At 66.3% G+C, this 13,326-nt stretch carries 13 protein-coding genes and 2 tRNA genes; 8 read left to right on the top strand and 7 right to left on the bottom strand.

Annotation, left to right across the window (positions count from 1 at the left end; translation table 11 throughout):
- Nucleotides 1-91 precede the first annotated feature (91 nt).
- Complete coding sequence (locus tag IFT71_RS14845) at nt 92-601, top strand: TlpA family protein disulfide reductase (protein WP_446740766.1); 510 nt, start codon at nt 92-94, stop codon at nt 599-601.
- On the opposite strand, the gene IFT71_RS14840 is transcribed toward IFT71_RS14845, so the two are convergent.
- From IFT71_RS14840 to gap, 3 genes are all read right to left on the bottom strand, one after another.
- A complete protein-coding gene (locus IFT71_RS14840) occupies nt 598-1,788 on the bottom strand; it encodes a phosphoglycerate kinase (protein ID WP_192141789.1) in 1,191 nt (396 codons plus the stop codon). The genes IFT71_RS14845 and IFT71_RS14840 overlap by 4 nt on opposite strands.
- On the bottom strand, nt 1,785-2,195 hold the full coding sequence (locus IFT71_RS14835) for an MOSC domain-containing protein (protein WP_192071252.1): 411 nt from the start codon (nt 2,193-2,195) through the stop codon (nt 1,785-1,787). Before IFT71_RS14835 ends, IFT71_RS14840 begins: the two co-directional genes overlap by 4 nt.
- A 178-nt stretch (nt 2,196-2,373) precedes the next feature.
- Entirely contained in the window at nt 2,374-3,384 is a 1,011-nt protein-coding gene (gene gap, locus IFT71_RS14830; protein ID WP_031396568.1) for a type I glyceraldehyde-3-phosphate dehydrogenase, read from the bottom strand.
- Nucleotides 3,385-3,528: 144 nt separating this feature from the next.
- Here gap and IFT71_RS14825 point away from each other — a divergent pair, with 144 nt between their 5' ends.
- From IFT71_RS14825 to IFT71_RS14810, 4 genes are all read left to right on the top strand, one after another.
- A complete protein-coding gene (locus IFT71_RS14825; RefSeq protein ID WP_031396567.1) occupies nt 3,529-3,753 on the top strand; it encodes a hypothetical protein in 225 nt (74 codons plus the stop codon).
- Nucleotides 3,753-4,061: a cell division protein ZapA gene (locus IFT71_RS14820; RefSeq protein ID WP_031440961.1), complete on the top strand. Its 309-nt coding sequence runs from the start codon at nt 3,753-3,755 to the stop codon at nt 4,059-4,061. Before IFT71_RS14825 ends, IFT71_RS14820 begins: the two co-directional genes overlap by 1 nt.
- 216 nt (nt 4,062-4,277) lie before the next feature.
- Nucleotides 4,278-4,811: a 5-formyltetrahydrofolate cyclo-ligase gene (locus IFT71_RS14815; RefSeq protein ID WP_107929745.1), complete on the top strand. Its 534-nt coding sequence runs from the start codon at nt 4,278-4,280 to the stop codon at nt 4,809-4,811.
- Complete coding sequence (locus IFT71_RS14810; RefSeq protein ID WP_031396564.1) at nt 4,808-5,008, top strand: DUF2842 domain-containing protein; 201 nt, start codon at nt 4,808-4,810, stop codon at nt 5,006-5,008. Before IFT71_RS14815 ends, IFT71_RS14810 begins: the two co-directional genes overlap by 4 nt.
- A gap of 71 nt (nt 5,009-5,079) precedes the next feature.
- On the opposite strand, the gene IFT71_RS14805 is transcribed toward IFT71_RS14810, so the two are convergent.
- The 4 genes from IFT71_RS14805 to IFT71_RS14790 all read right to left on the bottom strand — a co-directional run bounded on the left by IFT71_RS14805 (nt 5,080) and on the right by IFT71_RS14790 (nt 8,478).
- Nucleotides 5,080-5,156 (bottom strand) — tRNA-Asp (locus IFT71_RS14805).
- A gap of 88 nt (nt 5,157-5,244) precedes the next feature.
- A tRNA-Asp gene (locus IFT71_RS14800) sits at nt 5,245-5,321 on the bottom strand.
- A 55-nt stretch (nt 5,322-5,376) separates the two neighbouring features.
- Nucleotides 5,377-6,525, bottom strand: a complete 1,149-nt coding sequence (locus IFT71_RS14795) for an AI-2E family transporter (RefSeq protein WP_081874318.1) — start codon at nt 6,523-6,525, stop codon at nt 5,377-5,379.
- Between the two features lie 243 nt (nt 6,526-6,768).
- A complete protein-coding gene (locus IFT71_RS14790; RefSeq protein ID WP_192142073.1) occupies nt 6,769-8,478 on the bottom strand; it encodes a class I adenylate-forming enzyme family protein in 1,710 nt (569 codons plus the stop codon).
- A gap of 187 nt (nt 8,479-8,665) precedes the next feature.
- Between IFT71_RS14790 and IFT71_RS14785 the strand changes: the two genes are divergently transcribed.
- From IFT71_RS14785 to IFT71_RS14775, 3 genes are all read left to right on the top strand, one after another.
- Nucleotides 8,666-9,895: a serine hydrolase domain-containing protein gene (locus IFT71_RS14785; RefSeq protein WP_192141788.1), complete on the top strand. Its 1,230-nt coding sequence runs from the start codon at nt 8,666-8,668 to the stop codon at nt 9,893-9,895.
- 30 nt (nt 9,896-9,925) lie between these two features.
- Nucleotides 9,926-11,956 carry a 3-hydroxyacyl-CoA dehydrogenase NAD-binding domain-containing protein gene (locus IFT71_RS14780; protein ID WP_192141787.1) on the top strand — a complete coding sequence of 677 codons (2,031 nt, stop codon included), beginning with the start codon at nt 9,926-9,928 and terminating at the stop codon, nt 11,954-11,956.
- A 122-nt stretch (nt 11,957-12,078) separates the two neighbouring features.
- Nucleotides 12,079-13,260, top strand: coding sequence for an acyl-CoA dehydrogenase family protein (locus IFT71_RS14775; RefSeq protein WP_166746025.1), 1,182 nt, complete (start codon nt 12,079-12,081; stop codon nt 13,258-13,260).
- Nucleotides 13,261-13,326 lie beyond the last annotated feature (66 nt).

The raw sequence follows: 13,326 nt of genomic DNA, 5'->3' as shown, positions 1-13,326 counted from the left end.
CCGCACTCGAACGCGCGCGCGGGACGGATTGACGCACCATCCCCGGACACTGAGGATGACGAGGGGAAAACCTCCGGGGGGAGAGCGGGCGATGACGGTTTCGGCAAAGGGAGTAGTCGCGAGCGCAATGGCGCTGGCGATCGCGATGACGCCGTCTCACGCCACGGCGACGATCAAGATCGGCGACCGGACGCCGAAATTCGAGATGACGCTGATCGACGGCAGCAGGATCAGCAGCACCGACCTGCATGGACAGGTCGTCATCCTCAATTTCTGGGCGACATGGTGCGGGCCGTGCAAGGCAGAATTGCCGCTGCTCGATACCTATTACCGGCTGCGCAAGGACAATGGCCTGCGCGTCTTCGCGGTCGCAACCGAAGATTCGCTCCCGGCATACAAACTGAAACCGGTCTTCGCGGCGCTGGCGATACCATCGGCCCGGCGGATCAAGGGCGCGTTCGGCGTCATGGGCGCGCTGCCGACCAACTACATCATCGATCGCGCCGGGGTCGTCCGCTATGCGAAACCCGGCGCGTTCGACCTGGCCGACCTGAACACGCTGCTCGTGCCCCTGCTCAACGAGCCGGCGCCGACGCCTTAACGCGTCAGCGCGGCGACGCCGGGCAGGTCCTTGCCCTCCATCCATTCCAGGAACGCACCGCCGGCGGTCGATACGAAGGTGAACGCATCCGCGACCCCGGCATGGTTGAGCGCCGCGACCGTATCGCCACCGCCTGCGACCGAGACCAACGAACCACCCTCGGTGAGTGCCGCCGCGGTCCTGGCGAGCGCGACCGTGGCGGTGTCGAACGGCGGCGTCTCGAACGCGCCGAGCGGACCGTTCCAGACCAGGGTCCGGCAATTCTTCAGGACGTCGCCAAGCGATTCGACCGCAGCCGGGCCGACGTCGAGGATCATCTCGTCCGCTGCGACCTCGTGCACGTTGATCGTGCGCGTGGCGGGGTTCGGCTTGAACTCCTTCGCAACGACGACGTCATAGGGCAGATGGACGGTGCAGTTCGCCTTGTCGGCAGCCTCCATGATCTGTTCGCAGGTCGCAGCGAGTTCATGCTCGCACAGGCTCTTGCCGACATCGACGCCGCGCGCCGCGAGGAAGGTGTTGGCCATACCGCCGCCGATGATCAGGTGATCGACGCGCGTGACCAGGTGCCGCAGCACGTCGAGCTTCGACGATACCTTCGCGCCGCCAACGACTGCTGCCACGGGATGCTCCGGCGCACCCAGCGCCTTCTGGAGCGCGTCGAGTTCGGCCTCCATCGCGCGGCCGGCAAAGGCGGGCAGGACATGCGCCAGCCCCTCGGTCGACGCGTGCGCGCGGTGCGCGGCGGAGAAGGCGTCGTTGACGTAGAGATCGCCCAGGCTCGCGAAACGCGCGACCACCGCCGGATCGTTCGTCTCCTCGCCGCCGAAGAAGCGGGTGTTCTCGAGAACCGCGATATTGCCGGGTTCGAGCATCGCGACCGCGTCGTCCGCGCCCTCCCAGTCGACATAGCGAACCTCGCGGCCCAGCACGTCGCTATACGGCCGGACGACCTGCGAGAGCGAGAATTCCGGGCTCGGATTGCCCTTGGGGCGGCCGAAATGGGCGAGGATCAGGACGATCGCGCCCTTGTCGGCCAGCTCGCCGACCGTCGCGACGGTCGCCCGCAAGCGCGTGTCGTCGGTGACGGCCCCTTCGGCCATCGGCACGTTGAGGTCTTCGCGGACAAGCACGCGCTTGCCCTGCACATCGCCCATGTCGTCGAGTGTCTTGAATGGCTTGCTCATGATTCTTCGATCCTGATCTCGTCACCGACGGCGATTCTGCCGCCCATCAAAACGCGGGTACACGCCCCGCCCCGCCAGTCGGGCGTGAGCGCGGCGAACAATCCTGGCGCCAGGGCCTCCATGCGTTCGCACGGATCGGTGTGGCGCGTCACCTCCAGCACGACGTCCGCGCCGATGCGAAGCCGCGTGCCGGGTATCTGGGGAAGGTCGAAGCCGTCGACGAGAAGGTTCGCGCGGCGTTCGTACCAGGGAATATCACAGCCGACCTCGGCCATCGCGGCATCCCAGTCGCCGCGTTCGAGCAACGTGACCTGACGCCGCCCCCTGCCGCCGGGCTTCACATAGCCGCGAAAGTCACCATGCAGCCCGGCCTCGATGGTGATCTCGACATGGTCGATGACCTCCATCGGGGCTTTCGCGCGGGCGTGACGCGCGATGCCGGCGATCGTGCCTGCCCTATTCAAGGTCGAGGCCACCGCCCCCTGCCCGTTCGTGTCGAGCGCAGTCGAGACACCATCTGTCACGCGAAGCGGCTTCTCGACTGCGCTCGAAGCGAACGGAAGAGGGGGTACATGGATCGCAAGTTCAGATGAACTTCGCCATCGCCGTGGCCGTGTCGACCATGCGGTTCGAGAAGCCCCATTCATTGTCGTACCAGCTGACGACGCGGACCAGCTTGCCGTCGATCACTGCGGTCTCCAGGCTGTCGATCGTCGACGAGGCCGGGGTATGCTGGAGATCGATCGAGACGAGCGGCTCGTCCGACCAGTCGAGCACGCCGACCAGCGGGCCGCTCTCGGATGCCGCCTTCAGCACCGCGTTCACTTCTTCGCGCGTCGTGTCGCGCGACGGGGTGAAGGTCAGGTCGATCAGCGAGACGTCCGGCACGGGCACGCGGATTGCCGACCCGTCGAGCTTGCCCTTCAGTTCGGGCAGCACTTCGGACACGGCGCGCGCGGCGCCCGTCGTGGTCGGGATCATCGACATCGCCGCAGCGCGTGCGCGACGCAGGTCCGGGTGGATCTGGTCCAGGATCTTCTGGTCGTTGGTATAGGCATGGATCGTCGTCATCAGCCCGCGCTCGATTCCGATCGCGTCGTTCAGCACCTTGGCGACGGGAGCCAGGCAGTTGGTCGTGCACGACGCGTTCGACACGATCGTGTGCTCGGCCGTCAGCTTGTCGTGGTTGACGCCATAGACGACCGTCAGGTCGACATTCTTGCCCGGTGCCGAGATCAGCACCTTCTTGGCGCCGGCGTCGAGATGCTTCTGGCAGCTTGCCTTGTCGGTGAAGAAGCCGGTGCATTCGAGCACGATGTCGACGCCCAGTTCGGCGTGCGGCAGGTTCGCGGGGTCGCGCTCGGCGGTGACGCGGATGCGCTTGCCGTCGACGACGAGTTCATTGCCCTCGGCCGACACGTCGCCCGGATATTTGCCGTGAACGCTGTCGCGCTTGAACAGCCAGGCGTTCGACTTGGCGTCGCCGAGATCGTTGATCGCGACGAGTTCGAGTGCGCCGTTCGACTGCTCGAGAACCGCGCGGGCAACGAGCCGGCCGATCCGCCCGAAACCGTTGATCGCAACCTTGACCGTCATTGCTGTATCTCCGCTACGCCCGTGAGTCCGTTCCGGGCGCGCTGCCTTTGCGGGGCGGTGGGGCGCCCTGTCAACACCATGGACGGTGTACGGCACGGGCGAAAGCCGCTTGCCGCGCCCCCCGGCCATGCTATCTCGCAATCTATGCCAGATACTCTTCCCGACGCGCCGACGGCCGTCGACAGGCCTCCCGACGGTCCAACCGCGGTCGACAGGATCGACGCCGCTATCGGCCGGATCGAAGCCGCGATCCACGCACGCGCCGAAAGCGGCGACGCACTCGCCAGGCGGCATGCCGCGCTCAAGGCGCGCATGGCGGAGGCGGTGGCTGCGCTCGACGACGTCATCACCCGCGGGAGCCCCAACTGATGGCACAGGTCATGCTCGATATCGGTGGCCGCCCGCATGCGGTCGCGTGTCGCGACGGTGAGGAATCGCGCGTCCGCCTGCTCGGCGCGATGCTCGCCGAACGCTGGCCGGTCGCGGACCGCGCCGCCGGGGGGCTGAGCGCCGAACGCGCGATGCTGTTCGTAGCGCTCATGCTCGCCGACGATCTCGACGAAGCCGCGCATCGGCCGCCCGAAGGATCGGCGGTCAGCGAGATCGCCCTGACGCGCATCGCCGATCGTCTCGAAGGACTCGCGCAGGCCCTTGAGCAAAGCCCGCCGAGCGCCTAGATTGGCCTTGGCGGGTTCTGCCCGGTACGAGCCTTTATTATCCCTGAGGCTATTCATCATCCATAGGGGGCTGTCCCTGTTAGGACCCTGGTCCGAAGCATATGGTCCCCACCTGACGTACCGTGCGTCAGTGGATAACCCGGCACACGGCCATGGTGGGCCCGCCACATCACCAATCCCGTCATCGGACGATACCCGCATGATCGATCCGCACCCTTGAGCGACAAGGCCGCGCTCCGCACCGCATTGCGGGCCGCCCGTGCGGCCGCCGCGCCGGTCGAGATCCGCGTCCCGGACGCGTTCCGGGCCCGGCTTTCGTCCGGCCTGACTGTCGCCTCCTATGTTCCGATGGCTGGCGAGGCGGATCCCTCCCCCTTCGCACGCGCCGCGATTGAAGCAGGGTGCGTCATCGCGCTGCCGCACGTCGTGCGCCGCGACCAACCGATGCGGTTTCTCGCCTGGGAGACCGAGGCGGCGCTGATCGCCGGCCCCTTCGGGCTTCACCAGCCCCCGGCCGATGCCGCCGCGCTCGCCCCCGACATCATCCTGACCCCGCTGGTGGGGTTCGATCGCCACGGCAATCGCATCGGCCAAGGCGCAGGCTATTACGACCGCGCATTTCTCGCGCATCCCGACGCATGGCGAATCGGCATCGCGCTGGCGATCCAGGAGGTCGACGCTCTGACGCCCGACGCCTGGGACGTGCCGCTTCACGCCATCGCCACAGACAAGGATTGGATCACCCCATGACACCTAGCTGGCGCAAACCCGCCGGGATGCTCGGCATCCTGTTGCTGATCACCCTGTGGTGCGTCGCGATCGTCAGCCTGTCGACGATCGTCGGCAGCTGGCACTGGCTGGGCCAGCTGGCGTTCTATCTCGTCACAGGGTTGATCTGGATAGCGCCGCTGAAACCCGTGCTGCGCTGGATGGAGACGGGGCGCTGATCCCGGTCGCTATCCGGACGGCATCTGGGGGCGGCTGATATTTTAAAGGGGGACTCGGCCACCCCTTAGGGTGGCGCGAGTGACGGGACTCGAACCCGCGACCTCCGGCGTGACAGGCCGGCGCTCTAACCAACTGAGCTACACCCGCATTCCCAATGACGACCCTGCACAGCACCCGCAAACGGGTCTGGCCGTCGTCACCGTCGTAGACACTATCTCACACCATCGACGAACGATGGCGCGAGTGACGGGACTCGAACCCGCGACCTCCGGCGTGACAGGCCGGCGCTCTAACCAACTGAGCTACACCCGCTGAAACAGCGTGGAGGCGGCAACTAGGCGAGGGTTGGGATAGCGTCAACCCCCATTCAGCCGCCTGTTTCACGTTGGTCGTCGGACGCGTCCCCCCGACGGCGATTCCGCCCGCTTTTCTGCTGGACGAGCGTGCCGTGCTCGAACAGAAACCCCGCGATATCGGGCTTGCCCGCCGCGCCCAGCACGGTCTGGATGATGATCAGCAGCGGCACCGCCAGCAACGCGCCGAGCGTGCCCCAGACCCAGCCCCAGAAGCTCAGAGAGATCAGGATCAGCAGCGGGCTGATCGTCAGCCGGTGGCCGACGATGAACGGCGTGATCGCATTAGCCTCGACCAGATGCAGCCCGTACATCAACGCCGGAGGAAGCAGCGCCATCCAGATATCCGAAAAGGTCATCAACCCGCCCAGCCCGAGCAGGAACGCGCCGATCACGGGTCCGAAATAGGGGATGTAGTTCAGCAGGGCGACGATCCCGCCCCACATCGCCGGATAGGGCATGCCGATCGCCCACAAGGCGGTGCCGGTCACGATCCCGAGCAGGACATTGATGACCGTGATCGTGCCGAGATAGGCCGAGACGTCGTCGACCACGTCCTGAATCACGCGTGCGGTCGCCATCGCCCCGTCGAAGCTCGTGCGGCCCGTGATCGTCTGCCGTCGCATGCCCGTCCAGCCGGACAGGAAGAAGAACACGATCAGGATCCCGAACAGCAGCTGGACGATCACCGCCGGCGCGGATGTCGCGGCGAATTCCAGGATCGAACTTGGCGCCGCGACGCCCGCGGTTGCAGGCTGCTTGATCGGCGTCGACGCGACCTGCCGCAGCGTCTTGTTCACATATTTCTCGAGGCTCGAATAGAGATCGAGCAGCGGCGCCAGATTGCTCTGGATCCGATCGAGCCGTGTCGGCAGCAGCCGGAAAAAGTCGGTTGCCGGCACGAGGATCGCGGCGATCGCGACATTGGCCGCGACCAGGAACACCAGAATGCACGCGAGCGCCGCGATCGGCGACGGCACACCCCGCCGTTCGAGCCATTCGAGCACTGGAATCAGTGCGACGGCGATCACCAGCGCGGTCGTCAGCGGCAGGAAGAACTCCGCCCCTGCCTTCAAAGCGAACGGCAACGCGATGACCAGCCCGATTCCGGCGGTCAGCGTCAGCGCGGCGAGCAGGCGATCGCGTCGCTGCGCGATCCGCATCGCATCCTCGACACCAACGCCGATCGGGGGTTCGAACACCCCTTCCGCGCTGGTTTCCGTGGTTGCCCCGCCCCTAGCGGGCGGCGGCCCTCCCTCATGGACGTCCGCCGTACCCGCCTGGGCCGTATAATCGTCGTTCGCCATGCCGTTACCCCTCGCTTGCCCTTCCCCTTGTCACAATCGGGGCGGCATTCAAGCGGTGTTGACACTCCGCCTGCGCGATGCAGGACGAATCGCCCTGAACTATGATGCCGTGGCCGGAATCCGATCCGCAAAAAGCGATTGCAGGTCCTTTTTCAGGATCTTGCCGTTCGCGTTGCGGGGCAAGGTCTCGGGCACGAAGCGGATGGCGACGGGCGTCTTGAACGCGGCGAGCCGTTCGCGCACCCAAGCCTGCAGCTCCACCTCGCTCGCCTGCGCACCGGGAGCGAGGTGGACGACCGCGACCGGCTCCTCGCCCAGCGTGCGGTGCGGCAGTCCGATCAGCGCGCAGTCGGTGACCGCGGGATGCGCGTAAAGGACGTTCTCGACCTCCGACGAATAGATGTTCTCGCCGCCCCGGATGATCATGTCCTTGGCTCGGTCGACGATGTAGCAGAACCCCTCCTCGTCGAGCCGCGCGAGATCGCCCGTCCGCACCCAGCCGTCGATGAACGTCGTCGCGGTCGCCTCCGGCTTATTCCAATAGCCCTTCACGATCATCGGCCCGCGCGCCCATAGCTCGCCGACCTCGCCGATCGGAAGCTCGGTGACGCCGTCCTCCGCGACGATCTTCAGGTCAACGACCGGCGCGGGTGGCCCCGCGCTGCTCGGTCGGTTGAGATAATCCTCCGCGCCGTGATGCGTGACCGTCGCCATCGTCTCGGTCATGCCCCAGCCATTGCCGGGCAGCGCGCCGAGCTCGCTATGGATGCGCCTGACCAGCTCGGGGGCAGACGGCGCGCCGCCATAGGCGATCGATTCGAGCGACGAGAGATCATAGTTGCCGCGGTCGGGATGCTCGATCAGCTGCCACGCGATCGTCGGCACGCCGCCGGTCACGTTCACTTTTTCGCGTTCGATGATCTCCATCGCGCGGACGGTGTCCCACTTGCGCATGAAGATCATCGTGCTCCCCGTCGCGATCACGCCCATCATGCCCGCCGAGCAGGCGGTGACGTGGAAGAGCGGGATGACCGTCAGCGTCACGCGCGGGGTCGGCTCGGGCGGCATCTCGCCGCGCCGCAGGGCCGAACGCGCGCCCGAATAGCCACCGGTCAGGATGTTCGACATCATGTTGCGATGCGTCCCCAGCGCCCCCTTGGGGGCACCGGTCGTGCCGCTGGTATAGAAGATTGTCGCATCGTCGTCGGGCGCGATCACCGCGTCGGGCAGCGGCTGATCGGGCAGCGCCGCCCAGTGCGAGGACGTCCCGATCACGCCCTCCAGCGGCGCTGCGATACCCGTCAGCGGCGCGACCGCGCGGCTGACCAGCACCTGCTCCAGCGACGGGATCGTCGCGTAGATATCCTCGAGCCGGTGATGGCGTTCATCGTCGGTGATCAGGACCCGGGCACCCGAGTCGGCGAGACCATAGGCCATCTCCGCCCCCGTCCACCACGCGTTCAACGGCACCATCACCGCCCCGATCGCCGTCGCTGCGAAGAACGCGACCGGCCATTCGGGCAGGTTGCGCATCGCCAGCGCGACGCGGTCGCCCGGCCCGATGCCGAGCGCCCGCAGATGCGCCGCCAGCGTCGTCACCGCGCGCCACGTCGCCTCATAGGTCACGCGCTCGTCTTCATAGATGGTGAAGACGCGCTCGCCATGTCCGCGCGCGGCCTCGATCAGGTAACGCAGCGACGGCGGCGCATTCTTCCACACCCGCGTCGCAACCCCGCCGATCGTCACGGTCTCCATCTCGAACTTGCCGCCGGGCGCAGTCAGACGCCGTTCGGTTTCCGCCATCGACATGACCGGCCAGTTGGGGTCCAGGGCGATGATTGGTTCATGAGCCAAGGCCAGCCTACTCCAAATATGAATTTCGGGTTTGGCTTATCCGCCAACCAGATGCACGTTTAGAGTTGATTTGCACGCCACTCAAGGCAATAGGAGTGCTCATGTTCGAACCGGGGGTATGGTGCATGCGGGGAAGCTGGCGATGACCGCCGCGTTCGCTGGGGCGGCTGAACGGCATGGCTTCGATCCGGCACGGCTCGCCGCGATCGATAGGCTGTTGAAAGACCGCTATATCGTCACCGGCAAGCTCCCCAATGCGCAGCTGCTGATCGCGCGCGACGGCGAGATCGTGCATTTCTCGCATCAGGGCCTCGCCCGCGAGGGCGGCGCGCCGATCGACGAAACGTCGCTGTTCCGGATCGCGTCGATGACCAAACCGATCACCTCGGTCGCGTTCATGATGCTGGTCGAACAGGGCCTCGTCGCGCTCGACACGCCGGTCCATCACGTCCTGCCCGCGTTCAAGGGGATCGGCGTCTATAATGGCGGCGGTGCGGGGGTCCCCTTTGCGGTGAAACCGACCGCCGAGCCGATGCGGATGATCGACCTGCTCCGCCACACTTCGGGGCTGACCTACGGCTTCCAGAACCGGTCGAACGTCGACGCCGCCTATCGCGAAGGCAAGATCGAGAACTGGCACGGCAATCTCGATCTCGACGGGTTCGTCGCCGCGCTGGGCGCGCTGCCGCTCGAATTCTCGCCGGGGACCGCGTGGAATTATTCCGTGGCAACCGACGTGCTCGGCGCGATCGTCGAGCGCGTGTCGGGCGTCACGCTCGACACCTTCTTCACGACACGCATCTTCGTGCCGCTCAAGATGGACGATACGGGATTCCAGGTTCCTGCCGACAAGACGGATCGCCTGACCGATTGCTACACGGTCGCGCCGGGCAAGGGGCGCACGATGCTCGATCGCGGCGAGAAAAGCGCGTGGAGCCGTCCGCCGACGCTGTTGTCGGGTGGGGGCGGGCTCGTCTCGACCGCGCTCGACTATCAGCGCTTCTGCCAGATGTGCCTCAACGGCGGCGAACTCGACGGTGCGCGGATCCTTGGCCGCAAGACGCTCGAACTCATGACGCAGAACCATCTGCCCGGCGGCGCCGACCTGACGACGATGTCCCGGTCGATGTTCAGCGAGGCGACCAATGCCGGCACCGGTTTCGGTCTCGGCTTCGCGGTGACCATCGATCCCGTCCGATCGATGATGCCGGGGTCGAAGGGCGAATATTACTGGGGCGGGATGTTCTCGACCGCCTTCTTCATCGATCCGGTCGAGCGCCTGTCGATGGTCTTCATGACCCAGGTCTCGCCCAGCAGCCTCTACCCCATCCGCCGCGAGCTCAAGACGATGATCTACGCCGCCATGACCTGACCCGTCAGCGGCCGTCACCAGGAGAGAATAATGACCACCCCGATCCGCACCGAACGCCATGACGACGTTCTCGTCATCATCTCGAACAACCCGCCGGTCAACGCACTCGGCGCGGCAGTCCGCCAGGGGCTCGAAGCCGCGATCAAGGACGGCGTCGCCGACGCGAGCATCACCGCGATGGTGATCCGCTGCGACGGCCGCACCTTCTTCGCGGGCGCCGACATCACCGAATTCGGCAAGCCGATGGTCGAGCCCGGCCTGCCGACCGTCGTCGACATGATCGAGGCGTCGTCCAAGCCCGTCGTCGCCGCGATCCACGGCACCGCGCTAGGCGGCGGCTGCGAAGTCACGCTCGGCTGCCATTACCGCGTCGCCGTTCCCTCGGCCAAGATCGGTACGCCCGAGGTCAAGCTCGGCCTCCTCCCCGGCGCGGGCGGCACGCAGCGCATCCCGCGCATCGCCGGCGTCAAGCTTGCGCTCGAGATGACCGCCAAGGGCGATCCGATCTCTGCGAAGAAGGCGCTCGACGCCGGCCTGATCGACAAGATCGTCGGCGAGGACAGCCTGGAAGCCGACGCGATCGCCTTCGCGCGCGAGATCGCGGCGAAGCGCCCCCTGCCCCGCGCGTCCGAGAAGACCGCGCAGGCCGATCCCGACGCGGTCGCCGCATTCAAGAAGGAGAACGCGCGCCGCTTCCGCAATTTCGACGCGCCCGCCGCCAACATCGCCTGCGTCGAAAAGGCCGCCGACGGGTCGAGCTTCGCCGACGGCATCGCGTTCGAGCGCGAACAGTTCATGGCGCTCATGATGGGCGTCCAGTCCGCCGCGCAGCGCCACATCTTCTTCGCCGAGCGCCAGGCCGCCAAGATCGACGACGTCCCCGCGGACACGAAACTGCGCGAGATCAAACGCGTCGGCGTGATCGGCGCGGGCACGATGGGCGGCGGCATCGCGATGAACTTCCTGTCCGCCGGCATCCCCGTCACGATCGTCGAGATGCAGCAGGAGGCGCTCGACCGCGGCACCGGCGTCGTCCGCAAGAACTACGAGGCGACCGCCGCCAAGGGCCGGATGAAGCCCGAACAGGTCGAACAGGCGATGGGCGCGCTGAAGCCCACGCTCGACTTTACCGATCTCGCCGAATGCGACCTGATCATTGAGGCGGTGTACGAGACGATGGAGGTGAAGAAGGACATCTTCACCAAGCTCGACGCGATCGCCAAGCCCGGCGCGATCCTCGCCTCGAACACCTCCTATCTGAACATCGACGAGATCGCCGCGTGCACGAAGCGTCCCGAGGATGTCGTGGGCATGCACTTCTTCTCGCCCGCCAACGTCATGAAGCTGCTCGAGGTGGTCCGCGGCGACAAGACAGCTGATGATGTGCTCGCGACCGTCATGGCGCTCGCCAAGAAAATCAGGAAGGTCGCGGTCGTCGCGGGCGTCACCTATGGCTTCATCGGCAACCGCATGCTGATGCCGCGCCAGGTCGAGGCGACCAAGCTGCTGCTCGAAGGCGCGAGCCCCGAGCAGATCGACCGCGTCCACGTCGCGTTCGGCATGCCGATGGGCCCGTTCCAGATGAGCGACCTCGCGGGCGTCGACATCGGCTGGCACCGCGACCCGAGCCGGATCGAGAATATCCGCGATGCGTTGGCGGCGGAAAACCGCTGGGGCCAGAAGACCAAGGCGGGCTTCTACGATTATGACGAGAAGCGCACGCCGTCGAACTCCCCCCGCGTCGCCGAGATCATCGACGATTTCCGCGCCAAGTCGGGCGTCACCCCGCGCGAGATCAGCGACGAGGAGATCGTCGCGCGCACGCTCTACACGATGGTCAACGAAGGCGCGCTGATCCTCGAAGAGGGCAAGGCGCAGCGTGCGTCCGACGTCGATGTGGTGTGGATCTACGGTTACGGCTGGCCGGTCTATCGCGGCGGCCCGATGTTCTGGGCGCAGTCGGAAGGCTTGCCAAAGGTCGTAGCCGGGCTCGAGAAATACGGCTTCCCGGTTGCCAAGTCGCTGAAGGATGCCGCCGCGAGCGGTGGAAAGATCAAGTAAATTCTACGCCCTCTCCCCTCGGGGGAGAGGGCCGGGGTGAGGGGCAGCCAAGCCGTGCTCCGCCCCTGGCAGCCCCTCACCCCACTCTCTCCCCTCGGGGGAGAGGGAGAAAGGAAGACACGATGACCGACCTCGACACCTTCCGCACCGAAACCCGCGCCTGGCTTGCGGAAAACTGCCCGCCCGAGATGCGCAAGCCCGTCCGCTCGGAGGACGATGTCTGCTGGGGCGGTCGCCAGTTCAAGCCATCGAGCCCCGCGCAGAAGGACTGGCTCGACCGGATGGCCGCCAGGGGATGGACCGTCCCCGACTGGCCCAAGGCGTACGGCGGCGGTGGCCTGTCGCCCGCCGAAACCAAGATCCTCCGCGAGGAAATGGCGGCGATCAAGGCGCGCAACCCGCTCAACAGCTTCGGCATCTCGATGCTCGGGCCGGCGCTGCTCAAATATGGCACCGAGGAGCAGAAGCTCGATCACCTGACCAAGATCGCACGCGGCGAGATCCGCTGGTGCCAGGGCTATTCCGAACCCAATGCGGGCTCCGATCTCGCCGGCCTCGCCACCTCGGCGGAGGACAAGGGCGACCATTATCTCGTCAACGGCCAGAAGGTCTGGACGTCCTATGCCGACAAGGCGGACTGGATCTTCTGCCTCGTCCGCACCGACAAGACCTCGAAGCAGGGCGGGATCAGCTTCGTGCTGTTCGACATGGCCACCCCCGGCGTCTCGACCAAGCCGATCCTTCTGATCAGCGGCAATTCCCCGTTCTGTGAGACCTTCTTCGACAATGTCGAGGTCCCCAAGGTCAACCGCGTGTACGAGGAGAACAAGGGCTGGGACGTCGCCAAATATCTGCTCGGCCACGAACGCGAGATGATCTCGGGCATGGGTCTCGCCTCGTCGGGCGGCAACCCGCTGATCGACGGTGCGATCGCCACCGTCGGGCTCGGCCATGACGGCCGCCTCGCCGACCCGCTGCTCCGCGCGTCGATCGCGCTGTTCGAGGTGCGCGCCAAGGCGTTCGGGGCGATGTCCGAACGCTTCATCGATGAACTCAAGGCGGGCAAGGCCCACCCCGCGCAGCCGAGCATGATGAAATATTACGGCACCGAGCTGAACAAGTCGCGCTACGAACTGATGATGGCGGCGGGCGGCTCGGACGCGCTCGAATGGGACAGCGACCGCTCGCGCGGCGGTGCGATCCCGCGCTCGTGGCTCCGCACCAAGGCGAACTCGATCGAGGGCGGGACGAGCGAGATCCAGCTCAACATCATCGCCAAGCGGATTCTCGAACTGCCGGCCTGAGCTCTACCGTTCTCCCGCGGAAGCGGGAGCCCAGAATCACGAACGCTGCGCGCGGGGCTCCTGGGC

Source organism: Sphingomonas sp. CFBP 13733 (genome assembly GCF_014841795.1).
GTDB lineage: Bacteria > Pseudomonadota > Alphaproteobacteria > Sphingomonadales > Sphingomonadaceae > Sphingomonas > Sphingomonas aerolata.
The sequence above is the reverse complement of the archived record's forward strand: the minus strand, read 5'-3'. Positions and strand labels throughout refer to the sequence as shown.